At 64.0% G+C, this 26,062-nt stretch carries 26 protein-coding genes; 17 read left to right on the top strand and 9 right to left on the bottom strand.

Going from position 1 to position 26,062, the window contains the following annotated elements:
• Positions 1-53 precede the first annotated feature (53 nt).
• Positions 54-1,088, bottom strand: coding sequence for a lysophospholipid acyltransferase family protein (locus tag LCW13_RS13140; RefSeq protein ID WP_225347119.1), 1,035 nt, complete (start codon positions 1,086-1,088; stop codon positions 54-56).
• Between the two features lie 331 nt (positions 1,089-1,419).
• On the opposite strand from LCW13_RS13140, the gene LCW13_RS13135 reads away from it, so the two are divergent.
• Together LCW13_RS13135 and LCW13_RS13130 are read left to right on the top strand one after the other, a co-directional pair.
• Positions 1,420-2,154 (top strand): class I SAM-dependent methyltransferase, encoded by a 735-nt coding sequence (locus tag LCW13_RS13135; protein ID WP_225347118.1) that lies wholly within the window; start codon positions 1,420-1,422, stop codon positions 2,152-2,154.
• 247 nt (positions 2,155-2,401) lie between these two features.
• Positions 2,402-3,874 carry an MFS transporter gene (locus LCW13_RS13130; protein WP_225347117.1) on the top strand — a complete coding sequence of 491 codons (1,473 nt, stop codon included), beginning with the start codon at positions 2,402-2,404 and terminating at the stop codon, positions 3,872-3,874.
• Between the two features lie 56 nt (positions 3,875-3,930).
• Here LCW13_RS13130 and LCW13_RS13125 read toward each other — a convergent pair whose 3' ends face one another.
• Both LCW13_RS13125 and LCW13_RS13120 read right to left on the bottom strand, forming a co-directional pair.
• A complete protein-coding gene (locus LCW13_RS13125) occupies positions 3,931-4,596 on the bottom strand; it encodes a 2OG-Fe(II) oxygenase (protein ID WP_225347116.1) in 666 nt (221 codons plus the stop codon).
• 161 nt (positions 4,597-4,757) lie between these two features.
• Positions 4,758-5,387: a CoA pyrophosphatase gene (locus tag LCW13_RS13120; RefSeq protein WP_054555561.1), complete on the bottom strand. Its 630-nt coding sequence runs from the start codon at positions 5,385-5,387 to the stop codon at positions 4,758-4,760.
• A 142-nt stretch (positions 5,388-5,529) separates the two neighbouring features.
• Between LCW13_RS13120 and LCW13_RS13115 the strand changes: the two genes are divergently transcribed.
• Positions 5,530-6,114, top strand: a complete 585-nt coding sequence (locus tag LCW13_RS13115) for an NUDIX hydrolase (protein WP_054555560.1) — start codon at positions 5,530-5,532, stop codon at positions 6,112-6,114.
• Between the two features lie 52 nt (positions 6,115-6,166).
• Here the strand turns inward: LCW13_RS13115 and LCW13_RS13110 are convergent, their stop codons facing one another.
• On the bottom strand, positions 6,167-6,478 hold the full coding sequence (locus LCW13_RS13110) for an NGG1p interacting factor NIF3 (protein WP_166018843.1): 312 nt from the start codon (positions 6,476-6,478) through the stop codon (positions 6,167-6,169).
• Positions 6,479-6,601: 123 nt separating this feature from the next.
• Here LCW13_RS13110 and ftsB point away from each other — a divergent pair, with 123 nt between their 5' ends.
• The 14 genes from ftsB (at position 6,602) to LCW13_RS13040 (ending at position 19,679) form a co-directional block, all read left to right on the top strand.
• Entirely contained in the window at positions 6,602-7,006 is a 405-nt protein-coding gene (gene ftsB / locus LCW13_RS13105) for a cell division protein FtsB (protein WP_225347115.1), read from the top strand.
• On the top strand, positions 7,003-7,800 hold the full coding sequence (locus tag LCW13_RS13100) for an IspD/TarI family cytidylyltransferase (RefSeq protein WP_225347114.1): 798 nt from the start codon (positions 7,003-7,005) through the stop codon (positions 7,798-7,800). Before ftsB ends, LCW13_RS13100 begins: the two co-directional genes overlap by 4 nt.
• A gap of 91 nt (positions 7,801-7,891) precedes the next feature.
• Positions 7,892-8,392, top strand: coding sequence for a 2-C-methyl-D-erythritol 2,4-cyclodiphosphate synthase (gene ispF / locus LCW13_RS13095; RefSeq protein ID WP_276315245.1), 501 nt, complete (start codon positions 7,892-7,894; stop codon positions 8,390-8,392).
• Positions 8,385-9,560 (top strand): tRNA pseudouridine(13) synthase TruD, encoded by a 1,176-nt coding sequence (truD, locus tag LCW13_RS13090; RefSeq protein WP_318527663.1) that lies wholly within the window; start codon positions 8,385-8,387, stop codon positions 9,558-9,560. The genes ispF and truD overlap by 8 nt, the downstream gene beginning before the upstream one ends.
• Before the next feature lie 51 nt (positions 9,561-9,611).
• A complete protein-coding gene (gene surE / locus LCW13_RS13085) occupies positions 9,612-10,358 on the top strand; it encodes a 5'/3'-nucleotidase SurE (RefSeq protein WP_043331401.1) in 747 nt (248 codons plus the stop codon).
• Between the two features lie 184 nt (positions 10,359-10,542).
• Positions 10,543-11,199 (top strand): protein-L-isoaspartate(D-aspartate) O-methyltransferase, encoded by a 657-nt coding sequence (locus tag LCW13_RS13080; protein WP_225348164.1) that lies wholly within the window; start codon positions 10,543-10,545, stop codon positions 11,197-11,199.
• On the top strand, positions 11,196-12,149 hold the full coding sequence (locus LCW13_RS13075; protein ID WP_225347113.1) for a DUF368 domain-containing protein: 954 nt from the start codon (positions 11,196-11,198) through the stop codon (positions 12,147-12,149). The genes LCW13_RS13080 and LCW13_RS13075 overlap by 4 nt, the downstream gene beginning before the upstream one ends.
• Positions 12,142-13,395 carry a peptidoglycan DD-metalloendopeptidase family protein gene (locus LCW13_RS13070; RefSeq protein ID WP_225347112.1) on the top strand — a complete coding sequence of 418 codons (1,254 nt, stop codon included), beginning with the start codon at positions 12,142-12,144 and terminating at the stop codon, positions 13,393-13,395. The genes LCW13_RS13075 and LCW13_RS13070 overlap by 8 nt, the downstream gene beginning before the upstream one ends.
• 61 nt (positions 13,396-13,456) lie before the next feature.
• Positions 13,457-14,434 (top strand): RNA polymerase sigma factor RpoS, encoded by a 978-nt coding sequence (gene rpoS / locus LCW13_RS13065; protein ID WP_043331399.1) that lies wholly within the window; start codon positions 13,457-13,459, stop codon positions 14,432-14,434.
• A 382-nt stretch (positions 14,435-14,816) separates the two neighbouring features.
• Entirely contained in the window at positions 14,817-16,187 is a 1,371-nt protein-coding gene (locus LCW13_RS13060) for a TolC family outer membrane protein (RefSeq protein ID WP_225347111.1), read from the top strand.
• A gap of 379 nt (positions 16,188-16,566) precedes the next feature.
• Positions 16,567-17,718, top strand: a complete 1,152-nt coding sequence (gene alr / locus LCW13_RS13055; RefSeq protein ID WP_225347110.1) for an alanine racemase — start codon at positions 16,567-16,569, stop codon at positions 17,716-17,718.
• Between the two features lie 60 nt (positions 17,719-17,778).
• Complete coding sequence (gene lpxL / locus LCW13_RS13050; protein WP_225347109.1) at positions 17,779-18,696, top strand: LpxL/LpxP family Kdo(2)-lipid IV(A) lauroyl/palmitoleoyl acyltransferase; 918 nt, start codon at positions 17,779-17,781, stop codon at positions 18,694-18,696.
• An 8-nt stretch (positions 18,697-18,704) separates the two neighbouring features.
• Positions 18,705-19,088, top strand: coding sequence for a TlpA family protein disulfide reductase (locus LCW13_RS13045; RefSeq protein ID WP_225347108.1), 384 nt, complete (start codon positions 18,705-18,707; stop codon positions 19,086-19,088).
• A gap of 429 nt (positions 19,089-19,517) precedes the next feature.
• Positions 19,518-19,679, top strand: a complete 162-nt coding sequence (locus tag LCW13_RS13040; protein WP_043331394.1) for a DUF1328 domain-containing protein — start codon at positions 19,518-19,520, stop codon at positions 19,677-19,679.
• Positions 19,680-19,836: 157 nt separating this feature from the next.
• Here LCW13_RS13040 and LCW13_RS13035 read toward each other — a convergent pair whose 3' ends face one another.
• The 5 genes from LCW13_RS13035 to LCW13_RS13015 all read right to left on the bottom strand — a co-directional run bounded on the left by LCW13_RS13035 (position 19,837) and on the right by LCW13_RS13015 (position 25,940).
• The gene (locus LCW13_RS13035) at positions 19,837-21,186 is read right to left on the bottom strand and encodes a DUF2254 domain-containing protein (RefSeq protein ID WP_225347107.1); all 1,350 of its coding nucleotides are present in this window, start codon (positions 21,184-21,186) and stop codon (positions 19,837-19,839) included.
• 343 nt (positions 21,187-21,529) lie between these two features.
• On the bottom strand, positions 21,530-23,191 hold the full coding sequence (ettA, locus tag LCW13_RS13030) for an energy-dependent translational throttle protein EttA (protein WP_043331392.1): 1,662 nt from the start codon (positions 23,189-23,191) through the stop codon (positions 21,530-21,532).
• A gap of 193 nt (positions 23,192-23,384) precedes the next feature.
• Complete coding sequence (locus LCW13_RS13025) at positions 23,385-23,630, bottom strand: PA3496 family putative envelope integrity protein (RefSeq protein WP_225347106.1); 246 nt, start codon at positions 23,628-23,630, stop codon at positions 23,385-23,387.
• Positions 23,631-23,928: 298 nt separating this feature from the next.
• Entirely contained in the window at positions 23,929-24,369 is a 441-nt protein-coding gene (locus LCW13_RS13020; RefSeq protein WP_043331389.1) for a PAS sensor domain-containing protein, read from the bottom strand.
• A 263-nt stretch (positions 24,370-24,632) separates the two neighbouring features.
• Positions 24,633-25,940, bottom strand: coding sequence for an MFS transporter (locus LCW13_RS13015; RefSeq protein ID WP_225348163.1), 1,308 nt, complete (start codon positions 25,938-25,940; stop codon positions 24,633-24,635).
• Positions 25,941-26,062 lie beyond the last annotated feature (122 nt).

Below are 26,062 nucleotides of genomic sequence, written 5' to 3'. Positions count from 1 at the left end.
GAGCCATGCGCATTCAGTCTGGGAGCTGATGGCTTGATCCGCCAGTGTTGCCCTCAGCCGCGCTTGCTGGCCTTGCGGCGATGCTTGAAATAGCGGCGCCAGCCCTTGAGCGAGAAGAAGGAATAGGTGCGCGCGTAGAAGCGGGCTTCCTGCCAGCCCGGTTGTTGCTCCATTTCCTGCGGGCTCTTGCGCCAGCGCTTGTATTCCCACTGATACTGGGCCGGCGCCAAGGCGATCGCCGCTTCCACCGAGGAATTCACCCCGCGTGCCGAGGCGACTTCCTCTTCGCAATAGACTCCCTCATCCGCAGCGAGGAAGTGGATGGCGAAGCCATGGCCATCTTCCAGACGCTGGGCGACACCGGTGACGACGCGGGCATCGGTTCTCGCCACCAGCTTGGGCAGCAGGGTGGCGGTATAGGCGGGGCGGCCATAGAAGTCGGCGAAGACGCCGCTGCCACGGCCCGGCTCCTGATCCGGCAGTATGCCGATCGCTTCGGCGCGCTTGAGTGCCTTGAGCAAGGCAGCGACGCCACGCGAGTTGGTGGGCACCAGGCTCGCACCCATGCGCTCACGGCCATTGCGGATGATCGGGTCGAGGCGTTCGAACTTGGGCGGCTCGTACATGGCGGTGAACGGGAAGTGGCTGGAGAGCCAGAAATTTAGCACTTCCCAGTTGCCGAAGTGTGGCGCCAGCACGATGACGCCGCGCCCCTCGGCGCGCGCCTCGTCGAGCAGGTTGCGGCCGTGGACCTCGAGAATCGAATCGCGCACGGCGTCTTCATCGCCCAGCCACACCTTGCCCAGTTCCAGCATGGTGGCGGTGGAATGCGCGAGGCTGTCGCTCGCCAGACGCGCGCGCGCCTGGCTGTCGAGCTGCGGGAAGGCCTGGCCCAGATTCTGGCGCGTGACCCGGCGCTCGCGGGGATTGCACAGCTGCACCACACGCGCCAACGGGCGCGCCAGCCACCAGAGCTGGCGGGTGCTGAGCCCGGACAGTCGTTGCCACAGACAGGCCACGGAGTTGGCCTTGAGAGGAGTCAGGCGCTGTTCCATGGCCTGTTCGAACCGCTTGAGAGTCTTGTCCATCGTCACACGTGAAGTTCCGGTGGTCTGGCGTGAAAGATCGCGCCTGTCTGACGCGAAGGCAGGCGCCGTGACATCGTCAGGTGTCGCGGTGCCGCACTCGAATGATGCTCATTGTGCCAGAGGGGGGCGGTGCCTGCAGGCTCCATCGTGGCAGGCGCCAGACACTGGCGCGGGGTATCATTCAGCACTCAGACAGTCGCCACCTTCGATACGTTCACCTGCTGCGGAATCACCCCTGCCGCCGTGGTGTCGCGCGTGGCGGCGAGTTGTCACCGCCAGTCGTGTGGTGACGTCGATCCTCATCGCCAGTGTCCCTTGCCGCGGAGCCCTGATGTCAGCCCCTGATTCCCCCGTTCCCTATCCGCCTTCAGATACTGTCTGCCCGCTGTGTGAGGCGTCCCAGAGCCAGCATGTACTGCACCTGGTACAGCGACGCAGGCCATGCCCCGAGACCGGTCAGCGACCGCCCGCCGACGAGCGCGATTACCTGCGCTGCCCGGAATGTCATCTGCTGTATCTGGCGCCATCCCAGCGCCTGGATGCCAGGGCAGAGCAGGACATCTACGACCAGCACGAGAACGACCCGGCAGACCCGCGCTATCGAAGCTTCCTGGCCAAGCTCTTCACGCCGATGTGCGAGCGGCTCGCGGCCGGGGCCCGCGGGCTCGATTTCGGCTGTGGGCCGGGGCCTGCCCTGGCGCAGATGTTCGAGGAGGCGGGCCATCCGATGGCGCTGCACGACCTCTATTATCATCCGAACCCGTCAGCGCTCACCCGCCAGCATGACTTCATCGTCAGCACCGAGGTGATCGAGCATCTCTACGCGCCGGGCGAGGTCTTCCGCCAGTGGTTGCGTTGCCTCAGGCCCGGCGGCCTGCTGGGGGTGATGACGCAGCCCGCCTCGGATGATCCGGAGGCGCTCAGGCGCTGGCACTACCTGCGTGATCCGACGCATGTGTGCCTGTTCAGCCCGGCGACCTTTGCCTGGCTTGCGCGCACGCACGGACTCGAGCTTGAGCAGGTCGCCAACGACAGCGTCATCTTCCGCGTGCCCCAACCCGCCTGACAAGAGCGCGGGGCAGGGCATGGGACAGGGCGCGGGACAGGGCATGGATAGAGCGCAGGACAGCGCGCAGCGACACCCAAGACGATATTGTCGCCAAATGACGCAAAAAGGCTTGGATTTGGCGCGGACTGTCACTATATTGCCCGCGCCTTGACGTATTCTCGCAGGGCAAATTCCCCCTCCCGACGATATCCGCACCTTGCGGCATTGGCTGATCGCTGACTGGCGGCCGGCCGAGGATCTGGTCATGCCCCGTCATCTGCTGTTGATGTCCCTTGCGCCCCTGCTCGGCCTTGCCTTGCTGGGGATCGGTAACGCCATGCTAACCTCGCTGGTCCCGTTGCGGCTGTCTGCCGCCGGCGTCTCGAGCGAGGCGATCGGCCTGATCAGCTCGGCCTACTATCTGGGCCTCGGGCTCGGCGCGCTGGTCAACGACCGCCTGCTGCTGCGCATCGGTCATATCCGCGCCTATGCCGGCTTCGCCTCGCTGGTGGCGGTCGCGGCGCTGGCCATGGGGCTGGGCGATCACCCGGTGGTGTGGTTCCTGCTGCGCATGATGATCGGCTGGTCGCTGGTCGGGGTGTATCTGGTCATCGAGAGCTGGCTGCTGAGCGCCGCCGACCCCGCCGTGCGCGGGCGTCTGCTGGCGCTCTACATGATCGTGCTCTACGGCGCTGGGGTGCTCGGTCAGCTGCTGCTGGGCGTGACCGCCATGCTGAGCCTCGAGGCGGCCTTCATGCTGGTGGCGATGCTGGCGGCGGCCTCGGTATTGCCGCTGGTGCTGCTGCCGCGCGTCTCGCCGCTGATCGAACAGTCCGAGCCCTTGAGTCCGTGGCGCCTGATTCGCATCACGCCGACGGGCGTGTTCGGTTGTCTGGCCTCGGGGCTGGTGGTGGCGGTCATCTACAGTCTGCTGCCTCTGGCGCTGGGCGATGGCGGCACCTTGAGCACCGCGGAGATCGGTCAGCGCATGGCGCTGGTGATTCTCGGCGGCATGCTGCTGCAGTACCCCATCGGCCGCTGGTCTGACAGCCACGATCGCCAGCAGGTGCTGATCATCCTGTCGGTCGCCATCGTCGGCTTCGCCGCCTTGCTGATGGGGCCGGCGCGCGAGGGCATCGCCCAGCTGACGGTGCTGTTCCTGCTCGGCGGTGCCGCCTTCACCCTCTATCCGGTGGCGGTCAGCCACGCCGCCGACCGTGCGCCCGCCGGCGCCCTGGTGCGCATGAGTCAGGGCCTGCTGTTGATCAACGCGGTGGGGTCGACCCTGTCACCGCCGGCGGTATCGCTGCCGATGGCCGAGATGGGCGCGATGCCCGGCATGGCACTGAGTCTGGCGGTGATGGGGGGCGGCATGCTGCTCTTCTTCGTCTGGCGACGCGTGATGCGTCCGGCGCCGCAGCCGTTGGCACCCTTCGAGACCCATGCCCCGCAGACGCCGCTGGGCACCGAGCTTGCGGTCGGGCCTGAACTGGTCGAGGCCGCCGAGGAGCACCTGCGTGACGCCGAGGCCGATGACCCGCTGGTCGAGGTCACGCGTGAGCTGGTCGCTGACATGCCGGAGCTGATCACGGATGCCTCGATGGACAGCCTCGAGGAGATCGAGGTCAAGGAGGAGCAGGCGCTGCACGACGAGCAGGCCCTGACTGACGAGCAATCATTGCAGGACGCGCAGCGCCAAGTGCCGCCACGCGATGATTCGCCGCTGGCGCGCGACTGAGGGCCGCTGGTGCGGTGCTGTCCAGACCTGTCTGGCCGGGCCTTCCCGCCCGGGAATCAGCGTGCGGGATCGACCAGATTGCCCTGTGAGCTGTTGCGCCGGAACCAGCCGGTGACACTGGCGCGCGCCTGATGCGTCGGTAGTACCTCATGGGGGATCTGCTCGGAGAGGAAGCACACGAAGGTGCCGGCCTCGGGGGTGACGCGTGCCATTTCGCGGCTGTCATCCTCGGGGTCGTAGAGCACGATCTCGCCGCCGCCATCGCGCGGCCAGTCCTCATTGAGATAGAGCACGCTGGAGATCAGGCGATTGCCGCGGCCGCGAAAGCTGTCGAGATGCTTCTTGTAGAAGCTGCCGACCGGATAGTGGGCAAAGTGGGCCTCATACTCGAACAGCCCCAGATAGAGGGCACGGTTGAGCTCATCCTTGAGCACGTTCATCGCTTCCAGATAGGCGCGCTGGGCACGCGAATTGCGGTCCAGCCAGCGAATCGCGTCGCCGCGGATGTCCGGGCGCAGATCATGCTCGCGCCCGCGCCCGATACCCGCCGCCGTCAGTTGCTGCCGCGTCTCAAGCTCCGTCAGTTCATCATTGAGCTGACGAATGACCTGGCGCGGCAGGAAGTCGGGGCGCACGCTGTAGCCATGCTCGACCAGTTCATCGATCAGCAGGTTGAGTGCGACAGGGTCCAGCAGTGGGGCGGGTGCAGGTGCAGCGGGCATCAGGCGCTCCGAACGGGAAGTGGCGTGGCATCGTGGGCGAGGAGTTATAGTCCAGTGCCATTGTCGGTGCAATATCGTCGGGGCAATGACGAGCCGTTAGGCGGGAACGCACCTTGTCTGGTGCAGGAGCTCAGTAACTCAGGAGTTCAGGATCTTGAGCTTCAGGGCCGAGGCGGCACGGGGCGCGGCGGCAGATGGCGCAGCGGGGCACCAGGCGGTGGCGCTGCCTTGAGACTCACAGCATGGCCGAAGCCGATGGCCATCAGTTCGACCAGCATCATCGAGGACAGCCCCCACAGCACCTGGTCGGCCACGCGATAGCTGGGCACGTACCAGGTCTCGTCACCGACGGTGATCACATCGGTATGCTCGCGCTCGTCCTTGAGCAACATGCTCAGCGGCATCTCGAAGATCTGCTCGATCTCGCCGGGGTCTGCGCGCAGCGGCAGGTCGGCGGGAATGCGTCCGACAAAGGGCGTGACGCGCATGCCGTGCAGGGAAATCACGTCGCTCAGCTGGCCGAAGACCTCCACGGCGCTGGGCGGCAGCGCGACCTCTTCCTCGGCTTCGCGCAGCGCGGTGGCCAACAGATTGCTATCATCGGGTTCGGCCTTGCCGCCGGGGAAGGCCACCTGGCCGGGGTGCTGGCTGAGATGGCTGGCACGCCGCGTCAGCAGCAGCGTCGGTTCGGGCCGATCGATCAGCGCGATCAGGACGGCGGCGCGTGGTAGCTGGTGGTCAGTCGCAAGGGGTTGATGTGCTTGCAGGCGTTGGCGCAGGGCTTCTAGCATGTCGTTTCCTCGTAGGCATTCATCATGTGGCGCGAGGGTCCTGGCGGTCAAGGCGACTGCCATGCCGCTGGCCCCACCGCGCAACGAGGAAGCGGAGACGGGATGTCACTGAAGGGCGCCTTGAGATTTCATGGGAGAGCGAATGAATTATTGCAGTCACTGTGGTGAAACGGTGCGTCTGGCAGTGCCGCAGGGCGATGATCGTCTGCGCTACCTGTGTGATAGCTGCGGCACCATCCATTATCAGAATCCGCGCATCATCGCGGGCACCCTGCCGGTGCGGGACGGCAAGGTGCTGCTCTGTCGGCGTGCCATCGAGCCACGCCTGGGTTATTGGACCCTGCCGGCCGGCTTCATGGAGAACGCCGAGACCACCAGCGACGCCGCTGCCCGCGAGACGCGAGAAGAAGCCGGCGCCGAGGTCAAGCTGCAGGGGCTCTATACGTTGATCGACCTGCCGCATATCAATCAGGTCTACATGCTGTTTCGGGCCGAGCTGATCAGTGACTACTCGGCCGGCGTCGAGAGCCTCGAGGTGGCGCTGTTCGCCGAGGAGGAGGTCCCCTGGCAGTCACTGGCCTTCCCGACCATGGAAGTGACCCTGCGCCGCTACTTCGAGGACCGCCGCCACGGCGAGGGTGACGAGCATTTCCCGCTGCATCTCGAGCAGATCGACCTGGAAACCCGCGAGCACTTCTTCAACACCACCTTCCTGCCCGCGAGCTAGATCGTCTGGCCAATGCTGACCTCGCGTGCCTCGCTCTTCGGGGTGCGCGGGGTCAGAACGTTTCCAGTCGCCAGCAATCGAAGGCGACTTCTTCATAGGGGTGGGCGTCGCGCAGCGCCGCCACGGCAGCGGCGATGAGCGAATCGTCACATACCAGCTCTATCTTCAGTTCGGCGACGCGCTCCAGCGTGCCGCAGGTCCCGATATGCGGATTGGCGCTGGCCAGTGGCCGAAACTGGCCGGTGCCGCGTGTCTCGAAGCAGCAGGCCTCGTAGTCGCCGATGCGCCCTGCACCGGTGGCAAAGACGGCTTCCTTGACGTGTTCGGCGTCATTCTCCGGGACGAAGAACGCAAGCTTGTACATCGGATGACTCCTGGCAGAAGGGTGAGAGGGCGCTGTCATCAGGTGGCCCTGATCGACAGGGGTGCGTCAAGCGTGGCAACGGATGCTGGCAGTGCCTGCGTCACGCTCCCGGATGATGGCATAATGCGCGCTGCAACGGCCAAGGACATCGCCATGCTCAAATGGATCAATATCTCACTGCTGCTGCTGCTGGCACTGCTCCAGTATCGGCTGTGGTGGGGCGAAAATGGCATCACCGAATTATTCGATATTCGCGCACGCGTGCAGCAGCTTTCCAAGGAAGATGCGGTGCTGGACAACCGCAATCAGCGGCTCGGTGCGGAAGTGGTCGACCTCAAGAATGGTCTGGCGGCCATCGAGGAGCGTGCACGCAATGACCTCGGCATGGTGCGCAAGGACGAGCAGTTCCTGTGGGTGCCCAATGTCGCGGTGCCGGAACGCAAGGCGCCATCACCCGATGAAGTGGCTGACGGTGCGCTGGAGGGCAAGGGCCTGGAAGGCGGGCTGCCCAAGGTGATCACGCCATGATGCCGACAGACGCCTCGCGCGAGCCCCGTCTGTGGTATCTGGTGCCGGCCGCCGGCGTGGGCAGTCGCATGCAGGCCGACCGCCCCAAGCAGTATCTGGAGCTGTCGCCCGGGGGCTGCGTGCTGGAGGCGACGCTGGCGACACTCAAGCGCGCGCTGCCCGAGGCAGGACTCTGTCTGGTGCTGGGCGCCGACGATGGCTATTTCTCGCCATCGATGGTGCCGTGGCAGGACTGGCTGCGCGCCGATGGCGGCAGCGAGCGTGCCGACAGCGTGCTGGCAGGCCTGGATTGCCTGAGCCGCCACGCCCATGACGATGACCTCGTGCTGGTGCACGATGTCGCGCGCCCCTGCGTTCGCGAAGCCGATATCCATGCGCTGGTGGCGACCGCTCGTCGCAGTGCCGATGGCGCCATCCTCGCGGCCCCCGCCAGTGACACCATGAAGCGCGCCGCGCCGGCCGGCGACTCCCGCCCGCATGGCGATGGCGATGGCGATAAAGAGCGCGCGCCGAGCATCGCGCACACCGAATCCCGCGTCGGCCTGTGGCATGCCTTCACGCCGCAGGCCTTCCCGCTGGGCCTGTTGCGGCGGGCGCTGCGTGAAGCGCTTGGGGATAACCCCGCGCTTATCACGGACGAGGCCTCGGCACTGGAGGCCTGTGGCCGTGCCCCCGTGCTGGTCGCCGCCGCCCGCGACAATCTCAAGATCACCCATCCGGAAGACCTCGCCATGGCGCGCCTGCTGCTGGCCGCGCGCGAGGCGCTTCCCGATAGCCCCCGGACATCTGCCTGACATGACTGAGCAATCTGCAACACCCGCTGCTGCCACTTCCTCTGCGCAATCCGCGACCTCTTCCCCGCAGGCTGGCCATGTGCCGATGGCCCTGCGCATCGGCCACGGCTTCGATGTGCATCGCTTCGGCGATGGCGATCACCTGATGATCGGTGGCGTGAAGATCGCCTACGAGCATGGCTTCGTGGCGCACTCCGACGGTGACGTGCTGCTGCATGCGCTGTGCGATGCGCTGCTCGGTGCCTGTGGCATGGGCGATATCGGCAAGCATTTCCCGGACACCGACAGCGAGTGGTCCGGCGCCGATAGCCGTGGCCTGCTGCGCCACGTGATCGGGCTGGTCAATGCCGCCGGTTTCGGGGTCGGCAATGTCGATCTCACCGTGATGGCGCAGGCGCCGAAGATGGCGCCGCACATCCAGGCGATGCGGGAAGTGATCGCCGAAGACCTGCGCGTGCCGCTGGCGGTCGTCAACGTCAAGGCCACCACCACCGAGCGGCTCGGTTTCACCGGTCGCAAGGAAGGCATCGCCGCCGAGGCGGTGGTGCTGCTGGGCGCGCTGCCGACCGCGGTCGGAGCCGAGCATGTCTGAAGTGAATGACATGTCTGAGTCGCCCGAGGCGGATGCGCTGTTTGCCGAGGCGCTGACGGCGTTGGACGCCGCGGGCAGCGAGGCGTGGGTCAAGGAAGCCGAGTTGATGCAGCGCTGGCCGCATGCGCATGGCGGCCCGCTGGGAGCCGGCGACTTCCGTCACACGCCGGAGGACTTCCGGGTCACCGAGCTGATGGACTTCGTGCCCGAAGGTCACGGCGAGCATCAGTGGCTGTGGGTCGAGAAACGTGGCCTGACCACCGATGAGCTGTGCCGTGAACTGGCCGGCCTGTGTGAGGTCGCGTCGCGTGATATCGGCGTGGCCGGTCTCAAGGACAAGCAGGCGATCACCCAGCAGTGGGTCTCCGTGTGGTTGCCGGGGCGTGAAGCGCCGCAGGATCTCAGCGATGCGCTGGCCGAGAAGGGCGTCCGCGTGCTGGCCAGCGTGCGTCATCCGCGCAAGCTCAAGCGTGGCGTGCATCGCGGCAACCGCTTCGCGCTGCGTGTCAGTGGTGAGGCCGTCGCGCATCCCGAGTTCGAGGCGCGCTGGCAGACGCTGATACGTGATGGTGTGCCCAACTATTTCGGGCCGCAGCGCTTCGGGCATCAGGGACATAATCTCGGCCGGGCACGTGCCGTGCTGGTGCGTGGCTGGCGCAAGCGTGATGACCGCAGCGGCATGCTGCTGTCGACCGCGCGCAGCTTCCTGTTCAACGAGGTGCTGGCTGCGCGCCTCAAGGCGCATTGCTGGGCGACGGCGTTGAGCGGTGAGGTGTTTGCGCTCAACGGGACGGGCTCGCGCTTCGTCACCGATGGCAGCGAGTCGGCCGAGACGCTGGCGCAGCGCCTGGCGAGTGGCGATATTCATCCCACTGGCCCGCTGTGGGGCACCGGACGGGCGGAGGCTCATGCGCAGGTCGCCCAGCTCGAGCAGGTCCTGGCCACGCGTTGGCCGCAGCTGTGCGAGGGGCTCGAGAAGGCCGGCGTCAAGGCGGAGCGTCGTCCGCTGCGCCTGATGCCCGGCAAGCCGCGTCTGGAGTGGGATATCACGCCAGAGCAGGCAAAAACCGAAGGTGGCGAGGCCAGTGTCTGGCTGCACTTCGATCTACCGCGCGGCAGCTTCGCGACGGGCCTGTTGCGTGAGCTGATCGCCCATCCGCTGCTGTAGTGCCGTCAGGCGATATGACGACTATCCGATGATTCGCAAAGGAGTGAGATGATGCGCAGGATTCTGCTTTCCAATGATGATGGCGTGCACGCTCCGGGGCTCAAGGCGCTGCATGACGCGCTGGCCGGGCAGGCACGCATTCGTGTGGTCGCGCCGGACCGTGACCGCTCAGGGGCCAGCAACTCGCTGACGCTGAGTCGGCCGTTGTTGCTGTCCGCGATGGAGAACGGCTTCTACAGCGTCGACGGCACGCCCGCGGATTGTGTCTACCTGGGCGTCAATGGGGTCTGGGACGAGAAGCCTGACATCGTGATTTCCGGCATCAACCATGGTGCCAACCTGGGCGATGACGTGCTGTATTCCGGCACCGTGGCCGCGGCGATGGAAGGGCGCTCGCTGGGCATGTCGGCGATCGCGATGTCACTGTGCGGCAAGACCCACTTCGAGACCGCTGGACGCGTGGCGGCGAGCCTCGTCGGCGCGGCCGAGACCCTGGCATTGCCGCCGCGCTCATTGCTCAACGTCAATGTGCCGGATGTGCCGTGGAGCGAGATTCGTGGTTTTCGCGTCACGCGTCAGGGCCACCGTGGCCCGGCGGGCGCCCCGATCGAGGTCAAGGACCCGCGTGGCCGTACCCGCTACTGGATCGCGCTGGCCGGCGATGGCATCGATGATGGCGATGACACCGACTTCGCCGCCATCGCGGCAGGCTATGTGTCCATCACGCCGTTGATGACGGATCTCACCTCCCACGGGGCGCGTCACGATGTGGCGCAGTGGCTCGAGGCGCTGACCTGAGCGACGTAGCGCCAGCCAAGGCTCAAGATTTCGCTGTGAAGTCCTCGTTCGAAGGATATGAATCAAGACCATGAAGGACGTGTATCAGAACGCTTTCCCGCTTGCGCAGTCAGACAGCGCAGCGGGAATCGCCGGGCCCTTGCATCTCAGGCGACCGGACACGGCGCAGCTGAGCGGTATCGGCATGACGTCCCAGCGCACGCGAGACCGCATGGTGGCGCGCCTGGAGGATGCCGGCATTCGCGATGAGCGGGTGCTGGAGCTGATGGCCAGTGAGCCGCGCCACCTGTTTCTCGATGAGGCGCTGGCGCACCGTGCCTATGAAGATACCGCGCTGCCGCTGGGGCAGGGGCAGACCCTGTCCCAGCCTTACATGCACGCCCGCATGACGGAGCTTGCCCTGGCGCAAGCGCCGCGCCCGCGCGAGGAGTGTCGGGTGCTGGAGGTCGGCACCGGTTCGGGTTATCAGACATTGCTGCTGGCGCGCCTGTTCGCTCGGGTGTCTTCGCTCGAGCGCATCGCCGTGCTGCATGCCAGGGCCGCTCAACGCCTTGGCTGGTTCGGACTCGACAATGTCGCGTTGCGCCATGCCGATGGTGGGCATGGCTGGCAGGACGATGACTCGGCATTTGATCTGATCGTGGTGACCGCCTGCGCACCGCATCTGCCGCAGGCGTTGTTGAAGCAGTTGGCCCCGCAGGGGGTGATGATCGTGCCATTGGCCGAGGACGACAGTGATCGTCAGTGGCTGACACGAGTGCGCCACGTCGGCGACACTCAGGATATTCAGCGGTTCGAGGCCGTGCGCTTCGTGCCGTTGCTCGAGGGAGTGATCAGGTGAAACGAGCTTTGAGCGTGTTCTTCAAGGGCGCTGGCATGGGGGCGGCGGATGCCGTGCCCGGGGTATCAGGCGGCACGATTGCCTTCGTGACCGGCATCTATGAAGAATTGATCGAGTCCATCAAGCGCTTCGGCCCCTCCGCCATCGGCGTATGGCGTGAGCAGGGCTTCAAGGCGCTGTGGCAGCATTTGAATCTGGCCTTTCTGCTGCCGCTGGTCGCTGGCATCTTCGCCAGCCTGATCAGCGTGGCGCATGTGGTGACCTGGTTGATGGAGGCGCAGCCGCTGCTGCTCAACGCCTTCTTCTTCGGGCTGGTGGTGTGTTCCGGGGTGGTGGTCGCGCGGCGTATCACCACCTTCCGGATGGGCTATCTGGTGTGGTTGGCGCTGGGGCTGGTGCTGGCCAGCAAGTTGCCCAGCCTGTTGCCCGCCGCCACCGATGCCTCCTGGGTGCTGGTGGTCGGCGGTGCCATCGCCATCAGTGCCATGCTGCTGCCGGGTGTCTCCGGCAGCTTCCTGTTGCTGACCATGGGCCTCTACGGCACGGTGATGACTGGCATCAAGAGCTTCGATCTGCAGCTGATCATGCTGTTCGGCAGCGGCTGCGCCATCGGGCTGTTCACCTTCTCGCGTTTGTTGTCGTGGTTGTTTCGTCATCATCACACCGCGACACTGATGCTGCTGACGGGCTTCATTCTCGGCTCGCTGCCGGTATTGTGGCCGTGGCGCACCATCACCGATTATCGTCTGGGACCCAAGGGTGAACAGGTTCCGCTGGATTACCACTTCATGATGCCGGATACCTATACCAGTGTGACCGGTGAGCCTGCCCAGCTGTGGGCGGCACTCGCCCTGATGCTGGCCGGCGTATTGCTTGTCTGGTTTGCCGGAGAGCGCTCCGGCCCGGATGACGACTCCAGCAATTCCCGCAAGGAGCAGGAACATGCGTGACAGGATGGACAAGGGAATCAAACTGACGTTGGCAGGTCTGGCGCTGGGTGCGCTGACAGCCTGCAGCACGGCGACCACTCGCCCGCAGGTTCAGGACCTCAACGCCGGCAATGCGCGTATCACCTCCGACACCTATACCGTTCAGCGCGGTGACACCCTGTATGGCATCTCCTGGCAGAGTGGCCAGGATTTCCGGGATGTGGCGCGCATGAACGGCTTGAATCCGCCCTACACCCTGCAGCCGGGGCAGACGCTGCGTCTGAACCCCAACACCCAGCTGCCGGCCAGTGCGGCGGGCGCTTCCGGCACGAGCGTCGCCTCGAGCGGTGGCGTTGTTGCCACGCCGATGGGCGGGGGCAGTGATGGTTCGATCGCCGGCGGCAGCGAACTGCCTGACTGGCTGGCACCGGATGAATCCGCCATGGCTCAGCAGCAACAGCGCACCAGCCAGGCCCAGTCGCTGACGACTGGCTCGGGTGGCGTGTCCTCGGCCGCCACCGGCGCCGCGGCGGCTGCCGGGCTGGGGCCTGTCTACCAGGAAGGCAGTGAAGAGGCACTCGCCGAGACGGCGCGCAACTCAGCCACTGACAGCGCAGAGCAGGCCAGCAGCAGTGCTGCGCAGGCCAGTAGCTCGGCCAGTCAGACAGCCAGTCAGACGGCCAGCGAGGCAGCTGCCAGTGCGGCCGCCGCCCAGGCCGAGGCGCGCAAGGCCGCCAAGGAAAAGGCCGAGCAAGCCGCCGCTGCCGCCGCAGCAGAGCGCGAGAAAGCGGCCGCTAGCGTGAAAAATGAGGCTGCCAAGGTTGAAAAGGGCACCAATGTCGCTGGCGAAACCGCCAAGGCTGCACCGGCCAAGAAGACCTATGTTCCGGTAAAAAACGTTGACTGGCAGTGGCCTACGCAAGGCGAGATCATCGGCAAGTTCGGCGAGTCCGAGAGTGTCACCGGCGGCATTGATATCGCTGGTCAAAAGGGGCAACCTGTCAAGGCAGCAGGGCCGGGAATCGTGGTCTACGCCGGAAGCGGAGTACGTGGTTACGGTAACCTCATCATTCTCAAGCACAACGACCGCTATCTGAGCGCCTACGCCCACAACGACACTCTGCGTGTATCAGAGAACGATGTGATCGACGCCGGACAGGTCATCGCCACTCTGGGAGCCACTGACGCTGAACGTGCGCAGCTGCACTTCGAGATTCGCGAGGATGGGCAGCCCAAGGACCCACTGAAATTCCTGCCTAAACGCTGATTCCCACCGCTGCCACAACAACAAGTTCCTGGCACCAGACCAGAGACAACGGGGTATCGACATGAGCATGCTGGAAAAGGATATCGATCAGGCTGAGGTTGAGTTGTCCCTTGAGGATGTCGAGGAGGACGACGATACGCTTGAGGCAGAAGCGGAAGAGGCGGCATTCGAACGCGCCTTGAATCGTGAAGAGCGCAAGCACTACCAAAGCCTGGATGCGACCCAGATCTACCTCAACGAGATTGGTTTTTCCCCGTTGCTCAAGCCCGAGGAGGAAGTCTACTTCGGGCGTCTGGCACAGGCGGGCGACCCCGCCGGTCGCCAGCGCATGATCGAGTCCAACCTGCGTCTGGTGGTCAAGATCGCACGGCGCTATCTGAATCGTGGTCTGTCGCTGCTCGACCTGATCGAGGAGGGCAATCTGGGGCTGATCCGCGCGGTGGAGAAGTTCGACCCCGAGCGCGGCTTCCGTTTCTCGACCTACGCCACCTGGTGGATTCGCCAGACCATCGAGCGGGCGCTGATGAATCAGACGCGCACCATTCGTCTGCCGATTCACGTCGTCAAGGAACTCAACATCTACCTGCGTGCCGCGCGCCAGCTGACCCAGAAACTGGATCACGAGGCCACCGCGGAGGAGATCGCCGACTTCCTCGACAAGCCGGTCGATACCGTCAAGAAGATGCTGGGGCTCAATGAGCGCGTGTCATCCGTCGACTACCCGATGGGCGGCGAGAGCGACAAGCCGCTGATCGAGACCATCGCCGACGAGAATGACACCAGCCCGGAGTCCAGTCTGGTAGATGTCGACGTCAAGGCGCATGTCGATGAGTGGCTGGCGGAACTGACCGAGAAGCAGATGGAAGTGGTGGTGCGCCGCTTCGGGCTGCGCGGTCATGAAGCCGCGACGCTGGAGGAAGTGGGCGAGGAGATCGGCCTGACGCGTGAGCGGGTGCGTCAGATTCAGGTCGAGGCGCTCAAGAAGCTGCGGCGCATGCTCGAGAAGCAGGGGCTGACGCTCGAATCCATCTTTGAATGATGCGCGGGCACAGTCGTCATGGCTGTCGATACCCTGATGCATGTTGCCAGTGAAAACGGCCCGCTCGTGATTCGAGCGGGCCGTTTTCATATTGTGTCATCATTATTCTGGCAGAGTGGGGGCATTCTGACGTACTGCGCTCAGTGCAGGGTGCCCCATGGCACTGTTGTCAATTTGGAAACGCTGTATCGTGCAACAAAGTTAGCCAACTAACTGGACGCCCAAAAGAGCGACGATTAGACTAAGGCCACTTTTTCCACGACCCGCTTGAGCAGGGCTGAGGCAGTAGTCCAGCCGATGTGTGAGCTACCTTTTACCTTGTCCTGGTGCTTTCGAGGCGCCATGCAGGTCACGACTGTCACTGATCAGGAACAACGCATACATGGCCAACATTCGCATACTGCCACTGGTGCTGGCGATGGGTTTTGCGACCCAGGCTCAGGCTGCCAATCTGCTCGACATCACGCGTGATGCATTGACCCACAACGCCAGCCTGTCCTCCTCTCGCTCGCTCTATCAGAGCGTCGAGGACAATGAGCGTATCGAGCTTGCTGACCTGCTGCCCCAGATCACTGCCACGGGGACCGTGTCGCGTACCGATGTCACCGGCAATTCCCAGAGCGGCACCGAAGGCGATTACACCGACAGCAATATCGTGGTCAACGTCAACCAGCAGCTGTTCGATGCTGCCGACTGGTATGAGCTCGCGACCAGCAAGGACACCACCCGTCAGCAGAAACTGCTGCTGGATTCCGATCAGCAGCAGCTGCTCTATGATGTGGCGTCTGCCTATTTCACCATCCTGAACAATCGTGATGTGCTCGATGCGCGCATCGCCCAGGAAAAGGCCTTCTCCCGCCAGCTGGACCAGGCCAATCAGCAGTTCGAGGTCGGTCTGATCGCGATCACGGATGTACAGGAAGCCAAGGCATCATTCGATGACGCGCGTGCCCAGCGCATCGCGGCCGAAGCCGATCTGCAGGTCAGCTTCGAGGCCCTGCAGCAGCTGACGGGCCAGCAGTACGATTCCATCGATGGTCTGGAAGAAGATCTGGCGATCGAAGCGCCGGTGCCGGCCAGCCGCGACAAGTGGGTCGAGATGGCATTGTCCAACAACCCGCTGATCGGTGCTGCCCAGAAGGGTGTCGATGTCGCCAGAGGCGATGTGAAGACCTCCCGCGCAGGCCACCTGCCGGAAGTCGGCGCCTTCGCGACCTACTCCTACGATGAAACCGACATCGATACTGCCGGGGGGTATCAGGAATACAACCAGATCGGTATCCAGGCCTCCCTGCCGATCTATACCGGTGGCCGCACCTCCGCCCAGGTACGTCAGAGCACCCATCTGCTCGAGCAGAGCCAGTACGACCTGCTCGATCAGCAGCGCTCCACTACCCAGAGCGTGCGCTCGCTCTACAGCCAGGTGCGCAGCGACGTCCTGACCGTCAAGGCGCGCAAGCAGGCGATCGTCTCCAGCCGCAGCGCACTGGAAGCGACTCGCTCCGGTTATGAAGTCGGCACCCGTAACATCGTCGATGTGCTGGACGCCGAGCAGGCCCTGTATCAGGCGCTGGCGGACTACGCCTCTTCGCGTTACACCTATGTGCTCGACCTGCTCAACCTGCGTCAGGCGGCAGGTATCATCGATATCAACAGCGTGCGTGACCTCAACGAGAGCCTCAAGGCAGATCGTCAGGTGTCCCTGGTGCTGAATGATGAGAGCTCCGACGAGCTGGAAAACGTGACGCCCTGATCGTCCCGCGCTGGCTTACGCCACGTGCTGCATGCACCCCCGCAGGCTCTGCCTGCGGGGGTGCATGCGTTTTGGGGCATGCGTTTGAGGGCATCAGTTGGTCAGGTCACTGATCGTCAGGCATGTGTTCATCAGGCAAGTGATGGCCAGACAGGAGGTGCCGAAAAAGCAGCGCGCAAGGGCAGCGCGGCCTCGAGGCAGGCAGTTTCGTGGTGGTATTGGTCGAAAATCCTGCATGTGTTTTAAAAGGCAGTGGTTTCTATCGGTGATTTGGGGAAAGTTTGGTGTTTTTCAGCGTGACCTGACGGCGATGATGGAAAATAATTGAGGGGCTTGCTCTGCTGTCTGTCATTTTCACCGATCACCCTGGAGTCCCCTCATGTCCCGCCCACTGCGCGCTGATATTGATCTCGATGCACTGCGTCACAACTATCAGCTGGCCTGCGAGCTGGCGCCGCATTCGCGCGCCCTGGCCGTGATCAAGGCGGACGCCTACGGGCATGGTGCGGTGGCGTGCGCGCAGGCACTGGCGGACCTCGCCCCCGCCTTTGCGGTGGCCACGATAGAGGAGGCGCTGGCGCTGCGGGCGGGCGGCATCTCTCATCCGATCGTGCTGCTTGAGGGGGTGTTCGAGGCCGCGGAGTATGCCTTGGCGGCCGAGCATGACTTCTGGTGCGCCATCCACAGCGAATGGCAGTTGGCGGCCCTCGAACAGAGTGAGCTTGCGCAGCCCTTGTCCTGCTGGATCAAGTTCGACTCAGGCATGCATCGTCTCGGCTTCACGGTCGAGCAGGTGCTGGACGCCAAGGCGCGCCTCGAGGCGTGTGGCAAGGCGCGTGACCTGCACCTGATGACGCACTTCGCCAGCGCTGACAGCCTGACACCAGACTACTTCCAGCAGCAGATGGCGGCGGTGACGGCCTTGGCGGCCGAGGCAGAGCTGCCGCTGTGTCTGGCCAACTCTCCGGCGACGCTTGCCTGGCCAGAGACGCATGCGGCCTGGAACCGCCCGGGAATCATGCTCTACGGAGCAGACCCGCTGGAAGGCGCCAATGACGCCAGTCGGCGCCTGAAGCCGGTGATGACGCTGTCTTCGGCCATCATCGCCGTGCGTGAGATCGCCATCGGCGAGCCTGTAGGGTACTCGGGGCGCTTCGTGGCCACGCGTCCGACGCGTATCGGTGTCGTCGCCTGCGGTTATGGTGATGGCTATGATCGCCACGCCGTGGATGGTACGCCAGTGCTGGTGGATGGTCAGGAAACGGTGCTGGCCGGCAAGGTGTCGATGGACATGCTGACGGTGGATATCACGGACCTGCCCGAGGCGGGTGTCGGTTCTCGTGTGGTGCTGTGGGGCGAGGGGCTTGAGGTCAATCGCGTCGCCGCCAGCTGCGACACCATCAGCTATACACTGCTGACGGGGCTGCTGCCGCGCGTGCCCAGACACTATCATGGCGGCGTTGGCAGTGTGGCGGACGACAAGGGTGTTGCGCAGTTGGCCAGCGCTCAGCCGCTGGATACGCACGCCTGACCTGACGGCAAGGCTCGCGCGGTCTACAATGGCCGCCGTTGCCCGTCGAACGAGAGAGTCATGGCCAAGAAGAGCTATCCCGAGAGTTTTGCACACCCCTGCTACTGGCTGACCTGGCTGGGCATCGGTGCCATGAAGGCTTCGGCCTATCTGCCCTGGTGCGCCAAGTTGTGGCTGGGGCGTGGCCTTGGTGAGCTGGCATGGCGCTTCGGCAAGCGTCGTCGTCACATCACCGACACCAATCTCAAGCTGTGCTTTCCTGAGTGGAGTGAGGCGGAGCGCGCGCGTCAGGTGCGCAAGACCTTCCACGCCAACGGCATCGGTATCTTCGAGACGGCCACCGGCTGGTGTCGTGATCCTGAGCACATGCGTGATCGCGTGACCTTCAAGGGGCAGGAGCACATGGAGCGCGCCATGGCCCAGGGCAAGGGGGCGCTCATCGTGGGCATCCACTTCTCGACCCTGGATCTGGGCGGCGCACTGCACTCGCTGTTCTTCCCGGCCGATGTCGTCTATCGCCCCCACGACAACCCGCTGTTCGAGCGCTTCATGACCCGTGCGCGCAATGGCATCTTCGGCACCGCCATCGATCGTCACGACCTGCGGGGCGTGGTACGTCGCATCAAGAGCGGCCATGGCGTGTGGTATTCACCGGATCAGGACTTCGGCCGCGAGGTCAGCGTATTCGCGCCGTTCTTCGGCATCGATGCCGCCTCCATCAAGTTGACGGCCAAGATCGCCCGCATGACGGGCGCGCCGGTGATGCCCTTGATGTTCCATCGCAATCCGGACAATCGTACCTATACGCTGGAGTATCTGCCGGCGCTGGACAACTTCCCGAGTGGCGATGACGTCGCCGATGCCACGCGCATCAACGCCTTCATCGAAGGGGCGATCCGCAAGCATCCCGAGCAGTATCTGTGGCTGCACCGTCGCTTCAAGACACGTCCCGAGAAAACCGATCCGTCCCTGTACTGAGGTGAACCATGAGCAACGACATCTCTTCTCACGTCACCCTGGCCGAGGTGGAAGCGCGGTTGGCCGCTGGCGATACCTTCGTGCTCAATCAGGTCGCGGAATGGTGCCCGGATTGCACCCAGCGTCAGCGTCCGGCATTGCCTGCCTTCGAGGCGGCGCTTGCCCGTGGCGGTCTGCCACTGGTGACCCTGTGCGTGCAGCAGACCCGTGGGGTCTATCTCAGCGATGCTCATGCACAGCTGAGTGAGCGTATCGGCGGTGCGGGCTATCCACGCACCTTGCTGGTTCGCCACGGCCAGCCGGCGAGTCTCGACAGTGGATTGAACCGCGTCGAGGTGATGAGCGAGCCCGATCTCGTCGCCTACGCCGAGGCCTTGATCGCCGCGCTGTAGACCGACACCCCCGGCATCGATCTCCCGCTACTGTCAGGGAGATGACGCGAGTGATGCACAGCAAAGACCCCCGTTCGGCATCTCGCCGAACGGGGGTCTTTGCTGTGTAAAGCGGCACCCGACAAGCAACATCACCTGTCCGAGCTGCATGCGTGCGGTCAACCGAGTGCCGCCTATCGTGTGCCTATGACAAGACGTGCGGATGACGGAGCAGGCTTTCAACCCATCACAAGGGCTGAGGCAAATTCTTTTACTGAAGTGCGACATCATGTTGACAAAGCTTTAGTTTATTACCATCTTGGCAATAACGAGTCAGGTGGCAGACGCGCCTCCTGATCGCCGCTTTCAGTACCCTGGAGTGCGCCTGAGGCGTCATCCGTCAGGGGCTGACTCCGCCGCGACAATTCTCACATGACATAAGGAATTGACATGCTCAACTACGCCATCATCTTTCTGATCGTCGCTGTCATTGCCGCCGTACTGGGCTTCGGCGGCATCGCCGGCACCGCAGCGACCATCGCCAAGGTCCTGTTCGTGATCTTCCTGGTGCTGTTCCTGGTGTCCTTCTTCAAGAGCCGCCGCAAGCCGTAAGGCTCTGATTCCCTGCCACGAGTCAGACTGACGGCAACAGGCCGCAAGCCGTCATGTGATCGGATAGTACGATTCAGAAATGGTACGGCTCACAGACTGCAACGCCCGCGATGGTGATCGACCGTCGCGGGCGTTGCTCGTTCAGGCGCTGGCCTTTTCACCACTGAGGGCTGGGCAGGTTCAGACGATGGTGACCGGCCTGCAGGCCGTGTTCGATGAAGCGACGATCCACCTCGAATTCGGCCTGGGCGAGAATCGCCTCCACCACCTTGTCGGCATGCTGTTGCAGCAGCACCAGATGGCCGTATTGCGCGCCCATCAGCGACAGGGTCTTCAACAGCTCCAGCAGGGCCAGACAGATCGAGAGGTCATCACGGCCATAATGCAGAATCGGAGTGATGGAGCGGTAGAGGAGGCTTGCGAAGGACTCCATCTGCCAGCTGACGCGAACGGACTTGTGATCATCCACGCAACAATTGCACAGCGGCACTGACATGCGCTCGCTGAGCAGCTCCGTCAGCTGGTGCATGCACAGCCGTGCCGTGCCGGGGTCATTGATGCCGGGCGACAGCGCCTTGATGGCGACTTCCATCAGCTGGGTCAGGCCGTGCTCGTGCAGGTCCTCGACGGACTCCCCATCCAGATAGCCAAGCGCGGCACGCAGGTTCTTGATCAACTCGGCCTGCTGTTCTTCATCGAGTTCTTCCCCAGCCGTCGCACCCTCTGGCAGGCCGTTGGGCCACTCGATGCGCATCAAGGGCATGCCGCTGACGATGAAGGCGCCCAGCGCGAAATCCAGATGCACCACCATGTCATGCTTGATGGCCAGCTGGCGCAGCGCCGAGAAGTCGACCTGCTGGATGTAGCCGCGCCGGCGTGCCCGCAGCAGTTGGCACTGGTCGTCGTCACGGCTGACCTCGCGCTCGCAGAAGCCATCGTCCCGATTGCGCTGACGTAGGCGCTCCAGCGAGAGGCGGGTGCGGCCGGACAGTCGCCGCGCGACGGCGTTGATCTGCACCGACTGCGAGACCTGATGGATGAAGTAGACGAACATCCCTAGGCAATTGACCATCATCAGCACGCCGAGATAGACCGCCAGCGAGCGCCACAGGGTCGGGGAGTCGCCCGTATTGGGCACCATCAGGTTGACCAGCAGGAACAGCAGGCTGCCCAGGTAGTGGCCGAGTACCAGCTGGTGGTGGCGCTCGGTCACCAGGCCCAGCAGCAGCTTGTGGGAGAACTGCGCGCCGGCCTGGGTGAGCACGCTCATCACCATGGTGAAACTGAAGACCATCAGCGAGATCAGGCCGCCGACCAACGCCGCCAGCAAGGTGCGCGGGGTGTCATGTTGCTTGAAGGTCAGTGCTTCGAAAAAGTCGCTATTGGGCAGCGAGGAAGGGTCCGGCAGCCCGGAGGGCATCACCGAGATCAGTCCCAGCAGGGTATAGACCATGGCCAGCATGCTGGGGAGATAGGCGATGCTGGTGGTCCAGGTTCGCAGCCACATGAGGGGTTGCTGTAGCCAGCGATTCATAGACGATTCCCGAGCGGATGGATTGGCAAGTTCCTGTTATGACGGCTCGCGCCGAGCACTGCAAGTCAGCGTGACGTGCTGGCAGGAGGGGGGCAGGAGGTGAGGAGGGGAGGAAAGAAGCAGAACAGGGCTGAACAAGGCGGACAGTGCGGGCAGAACCGAGCAGGGCAGACAAGAGCGGGCGGAACCGAACGAGGCGGACAGAGCGGGCAGACTGGAACGAACAGCAGGGCCCGATGGCAAGACGCCCCCACCGGTGACCGGTGAGGGCGTCTAGCGGCTTGCGTCGATCAGCGTGGCTGACCCCGCCGGCTCATCAGGCGTCGATACGCTTGTACTTCATGCGCTTGGGTGCATCGTTGCCGACACGCGCGTGATAGTCCGCTTCGTACTCGGTATAGCTGCCTTCGAAGAACACCACGTTGGAGTCACCCTCGTAGGCGAGGATGTGGGTCGCGATGCGATCCAGGAACCAGCGGTCGTGCGAGATGACCATCGCGCAGCCCGGGAAGGCCAGCAGGGCCTCTTCGAGGGCACGCAGGGTCTCGATGTCCAGGTCGTTGGACGGCTCATCCAGCAGCAGCACGTTGGCAGCCTGCTTCAGGGTCTGGGCCAGCTGCAGACGGCCACGCTCACCACCGGACAGATCAGACAGACGCTTCTGCTGGTCAGTGCCCTTGAAGTTGAAGCGGCCGACATAGGCGCGCGACGAGACTTCATGACCATTGATGTTGAGCATGTCCTGACCGCCGGAGACAGCTTCCCAGACGGTCTGATTGTCTTCCAGGCCATCACGCAGCTGCTCGACGTAGGCGACCTTGACGGTCTCGCCCAGCACGACTTCGCCGCTGTCCGGGGTGTCCTTGCCGGTCACCAGCTTGAACAGCGTGGACTTGCCCGCACCGTTGCCGCCGACGATACCGACGATGGCACCCTGTGGAATGGTGAAGGACAGATCATCGAACAGCAGCTTGTCGTCGAAACGCTTGGTGACGTTGTGCAGCTCGATGACCTTGTCGCCCAGGCGCGGTCCCGGCGGAATGTAGATCTCGTTGGTCTCGTTGCGCTTCTGGAAATCACCGGACTGCATTTCCTCGAAGCGGTTGAGACGCGCCTTGCTCTTGGCCTGACGGCCCTTGGGATTCTGACGAACCCACTCGAGCTCCTGCTGGATGGCCTTGTTGCGCGAGGCTTCCTGCTTGGCTTCCTGCTGCAGGCGAGCGTCCTTCTGCTCGAGCCACGAGGAATAGTTGCCTTCGAAGGGAATGCCCTGGCCACGGTCCAGCTCGAGAATCCAGCCGGCGACGTTGTCGAGGAAGTAGCGGTCGTGGGTGATGGCGACCACGGTGCCGGAGTAGTCGTGCAGGAAACGTTCCAGCCAGGCGACGGATTCGGCGTCCAGGTGGTTGGTCGGCTCGTCCAGCAGCAGCATGTCCGGGCTCGAGAGCAGCAGACGGCACAGTGCGACACGGCGGCGCTCACCCCCGGACAGCACGCCGACATTGGCATCCCACGGCGGCAGGCGCAGTGCTTCGGCGGCCACTTCCAGCTTGCGCTCGAGGTTGTGGGCGTCAGAGGCCTGGATCAGGTCTTCCAGCTTGGCCTGACGCGCGGCGAGGGCGTCGAAATCGGCGTCCGGCTCGGCGTAGGCGGCATAGACTTCATCAAGTTCGGTCTGGGCGTTCTTGATGTGAGCCAGGGATTCTTCCACGCACTCGCGCACGTTCTTGGAATCATCCAGTTCCGGCTCCTGGGGAAGGTAGCCGACATTCAGACCCGGCATGGGACGTGCTTCGCCGTTGTAGTCCTGATCGACGCCGGCCATGATGCGCAGCAGCGAGGACTTGCCCGAGCCGTTGAGACCGAGCACACCGATCTTGGCACCCGGGAAGAAGGACAGCGAGATGTCCTTGAGAATCTCGCGCTTCGGGGGAACGACCTTGCCCACCCGGTTCATGGTATAGACGTATTGCGCCATGGAATCCCAATTTGGTTGGAGAATGGAATGACGCGCAGATGATAGTGCCCGGCGTCACGCTTGGCCAGCCGGGCAGCCTGTGCCAGGCGAGCGCGGCGACTCACTGCATGACATTCCCTGTCCTGACGTCGACCCCTTCCATGGCCTGTCCGCTCCCTGGTATCCCTTCCCCTGCACGCCGCTGGTGGCAAGCTTACTCCTCTTCGCCCCAGTCACTGGCGTCGATCAGATCATCGTCGTCGGCTTCATCGTCCCAGCCTTCACGGATGGAGCGAGCCAGAGCGCGCTCCTCGAGCAGGGCTTCAAGACGTTGGCGGGAGTCATTGCGTTGTGGCTTGGCAGGTGAGCTGGAGGACGACAGCTCGAAGTCCACATCGGTGGGGCTGTCTTCGGCGAGTGCCGTGGCATCGATATCATCGAGGAATTGTTCACGGGCCATGGGCGGACCTCACGATCTTGGAACGACCTGCCCGATATCCAGCGCCTGGACTGGCCTGTGACACCGGGCACCGCCAGCGGCGATGCGCCGAAGGCTCTCTGGCTATATACCGCCCGTTGACGAGGATGACAAGCCTTTCGCTCAACCTGTCAGGGCTTTCGCCAACTGCCAAAGGCGAGAGGCCCACAACGACAACGCCCACCGGTGGGGTGGGCGTTGATGGTGCAATGCGGCACTGATTTTCAGTGACTGTTCTTCAGTGACCGTTCTTCACTCAGCGGCCTTGAGCGTCCGGCGCTCAGTTGGACTCGCTGGGATGCTCCGCGCGCAGGCGTTCCAGCTCTTCCTTGGCGGTCATCAGGCCGGTGACATCCTTCTGGACACCAACGAAATACTGCAGGTTGTCATGCTCATCGAAGACCGGTGTCATGGAAAGTTCATTCCAGAACAGGCTGCCATCCTTGCGATAGTTGCGCAGTATCTCGCGGCACGGGCGCTTGTCGCGCAGCGCGGCACGGATGTTGTCCAGCTGCGGCTGATCGCGGTCATCATTCTGCAGGAAGCGGCAATCGCGGTAGAGAATCTCGTCGGCGCTGTAACCGGTGAGGCGCTCGAAGCCCTGATTCACGTAGATCAGGATGTTCTCATCGCCTTCCTGTTCCGCCACCACGATGCCATCGTCCGAGGCATTCACGACTCTCTCGAGCAGCTCGGGGCTGATCATGTGGGGTCTTTTCATCTGACTCTGATCCTTGCGGCTTAAGAACCCGGCCCTGAAGACCGAGCCCGAGAGTACGGGTATAGGGTGCCTGTCCGTGTGCCCGGACATTCCAGCACCATGATCGGTTTCACTATGGCGGGGAGACGCGGCTTATGCAATCGCAGCCGCTAATGTGACAGGGCCCGACATCGTTGTCAGGCCCTGTCAGCGTGAGAGTCGATCAGATAGAGAAGGGGGAGAAAGGGGAGTAACAGGGGGGCCGTCATGCCTGCCCCGGATGTTCATTCGTCCTCCACCTCCGGCAGGCGCTGCGCGCAGAGCGCGGCACAGGCCGCGACGACCGCCAGAATCATCAGCAACCATTCACTGCCCAGCCACTGGGCGAGCCCGCCGATCAACAACCCCAGTACCAGCATAAGCACGCCGGTCAGGGTGTTGGAGAGCGCGACGTAGAGGGCGCGGTTGTCAGAGGTGGCGAGATCGACCACGTAGGTCTTGCGTCCCAGGCGGATACCGGCGTGGGCGATCACCAGCAGCCCGTAGACCAGCGCGTAGCTCCAGATGTTGTCGGCCAGCGCCTGTGGCCACCAGGCCATGCTGCCGGCCAGGGCGCAGCAGACGGCAGCGCCGGCCCCTGCGTTGCGCATCACGCGGCGGCTGGAGGTGTCGGCCAGCCTGCCCCAGATGGGGCTGGCCAGCATGCCGGCCAGTCCTGACACCACCACCAGCACGCCCAGTCCGCCCAGGCTCTCACCGCTCTGCTGCTGGCCGAGCAAGGCGATATACGGTAGTGCCAGCGCGCTTGAGAGCAGCAGGGCGCGTGCCAGATTGAAGTTGCGGAAGGCGGCGTCATGCTTGAGCTGGATGACCCCGTCGCGCACTGTCTCCCAGGCATTGGCGCCGCCGCTGGTGGCACCGCTGTCCTCGCGGATCATGGCGGCGCACAGGGCATTGAGTGTCCAGCCCAGCGCCGCGATGGCCATCAGTATCGCCAGCACCTGCTGCCCGGGCTGCTCGCCCAGCAGCATCAAGGCGACGCCGGCCAGCAGGGTCATCGCCCCCGCCACACTGCCACTCCAGCCCATCAGGCGCCCGCGGCGCTTCTTGGCGATGGTCTTGCCCAGCACGTCCTTGGTGGCGATGGAGGCCACCCCGCGCCCGAGCGACAGCAGGATCAACAGGATCAGTACCAGGCTGCCCGCGAGGGTGCCATCGAGTCCGTGACGCGTGGCGAAGTTGCCCTCGGCAAGCAGGCTGATCATCACCAGCCCCAGTGCCATCAGCGCCTGGATGGAGGCCCCGGCGACCCACACCCACTTGCGTTGCGGCAGTGGGCGAATGAAGCCTGCCACCAGCAGCTGAGGCAGCAGGGCGCCGGCCTCGCGAATCGGCACCAGCAGCCCCACCATCCACACCGGCGCCCCGATCAACCCCAATAGCCACGGCAGCACCAGCCGCGCACTGGCCATCTCGTCGGCCAGTTTGGTACCCAGCGAGGCCAGCAGATGACGCCAGAAATTGCCGGGTTGCTGGTGGCAGGCATCCTCGGAGATGTCCTTGCACATGCGCGAATCTTCATCGCCGGTCATGCGCTCGAAGAAGCGACTCTGACCGCTGCCCGACGGCCTCTCGTGGGCTTTGTCTGCAGACTCCCGCTCAGCCTCGCGGTCTTGAGCGTCTGACGGTGAGGAGGCCTCGGTAGAGGAAGACA

Origin of the sequence: Cobetia amphilecti (assembly GCF_020217465.1) — a bacterium.
Taxonomy (GTDB): Bacteria; Pseudomonadota; Gammaproteobacteria; order Pseudomonadales; family Halomonadaceae; genus Cobetia; species Cobetia amphilecti.
The sequence above is the reverse complement of the archived record's forward strand: the minus strand, read 5'-3'. Positions and strand labels throughout refer to the sequence as shown.

Bases quoted from the DNA above. Each gene is read 5' to 3' on its own strand.
- LCW13_RS13140 (WP_225347119.1), bottom strand. From the start codon at position 1,088: ATGGACAAGACTCTCAAGCGGTTCGAACAGGCCATGGAACAGCGCCTG.
- LCW13_RS13135 (WP_225347118.1), top strand. From the start codon at position 1,420: ATGTCAGCCCCTGATTCCCCCGTTCCCTATCCGCCTTCAGATACTGTC.
- LCW13_RS13130 (WP_225347117.1), top strand. From the start codon at position 2,402: ATGCCCCGTCATCTGCTGTTGATGTCCCTTGCGCCCCTGCTCGGCCTT.
- LCW13_RS13125 (WP_225347116.1), bottom strand. From the start codon at position 4,596: ATGCCCGCTGCACCTGCACCCGCCCCACTGCTGGACCCTGTCGCACTC.
- LCW13_RS13120 (WP_054555561.1), bottom strand. From the start codon at position 5,387: ATGCTAGAAGCCCTGCGCCAACGCCTGCAAGCACATCAACCCCTTGCG.
- LCW13_RS13115 (WP_054555560.1), top strand. From the start codon at position 5,530: ATGAATTATTGCAGTCACTGTGGTGAAACGGTGCGTCTGGCAGTGCCG.
- LCW13_RS13110 (WP_166018843.1), bottom strand. From the start codon at position 6,478: ATGTACAAGCTTGCGTTCTTCGTCCCGGAGAATGACGCCGAACACGTC.
- ftsB (WP_225347115.1), top strand. From the start codon at position 6,602: ATGCGCGCTGCAACGGCCAAGGACATCGCCATGCTCAAATGGATCAAT.
- LCW13_RS13100 (WP_225347114.1), top strand. From the start codon at position 7,003: ATGATGCCGACAGACGCCTCGCGCGAGCCCCGTCTGTGGTATCTGGTG.
- truD (WP_318527663.1), top strand. From the start codon at position 8,385: ATGTCTGAAGTGAATGACATGTCTGAGTCGCCCGAGGCGGATGCGCTG.
- surE (WP_043331401.1), top strand. From the start codon at position 9,612: ATGCGCAGGATTCTGCTTTCCAATGATGATGGCGTGCACGCTCCGGGG.
- LCW13_RS13080 (WP_225348164.1), top strand. From the start codon at position 10,543: ATGACGTCCCAGCGCACGCGAGACCGCATGGTGGCGCGCCTGGAGGAT.
- LCW13_RS13070 (WP_225347112.1), top strand. From the start codon at position 12,142: ATGCGTGACAGGATGGACAAGGGAATCAAACTGACGTTGGCAGGTCTG.
- rpoS (WP_043331399.1), top strand. From the start codon at position 13,457: ATGAGCATGCTGGAAAAGGATATCGATCAGGCTGAGGTTGAGTTGTCC.
- LCW13_RS13060 (WP_225347111.1), top strand. From the start codon at position 14,817: ATGGCCAACATTCGCATACTGCCACTGGTGCTGGCGATGGGTTTTGCG.
- alr (WP_225347110.1), top strand. From the start codon at position 16,567: ATGTCCCGCCCACTGCGCGCTGATATTGATCTCGATGCACTGCGTCAC.
- lpxL (WP_225347109.1), top strand. From the start codon at position 17,779: ATGGCCAAGAAGAGCTATCCCGAGAGTTTTGCACACCCCTGCTACTGG.
- LCW13_RS13045 (WP_225347108.1), top strand. From the start codon at position 18,705: ATGAGCAACGACATCTCTTCTCACGTCACCCTGGCCGAGGTGGAAGCG.
- LCW13_RS13040 (WP_043331394.1), top strand. From the start codon at position 19,518: ATGCTCAACTACGCCATCATCTTTCTGATCGTCGCTGTCATTGCCGCC.
- LCW13_RS13035 (WP_225347107.1), bottom strand. From the start codon at position 21,186: ATGTGGCTGCGAACCTGGACCACCAGCATCGCCTATCTCCCCAGCATG.
- ettA (WP_043331392.1), bottom strand. From the start codon at position 23,191: ATGGCGCAATACGTCTATACCATGAACCGGGTGGGCAAGGTCGTTCCC.
- LCW13_RS13025 (WP_225347106.1), bottom strand. From the start codon at position 23,630: ATGGCCCGTGAACAATTCCTCGATGATATCGATGCCACGGCACTCGCC.
- LCW13_RS13020 (WP_043331389.1), bottom strand. From the start codon at position 24,369: ATGAAAAGACCCCACATGATCAGCCCCGAGCTGCTCGAGAGAGTCGTG.
- LCW13_RS13015 (WP_225348163.1), bottom strand. From the start codon at position 25,940: ATGACCGGCGATGAAGATTCGCGCATGTGCAAGGACATCTCCGAGGAT.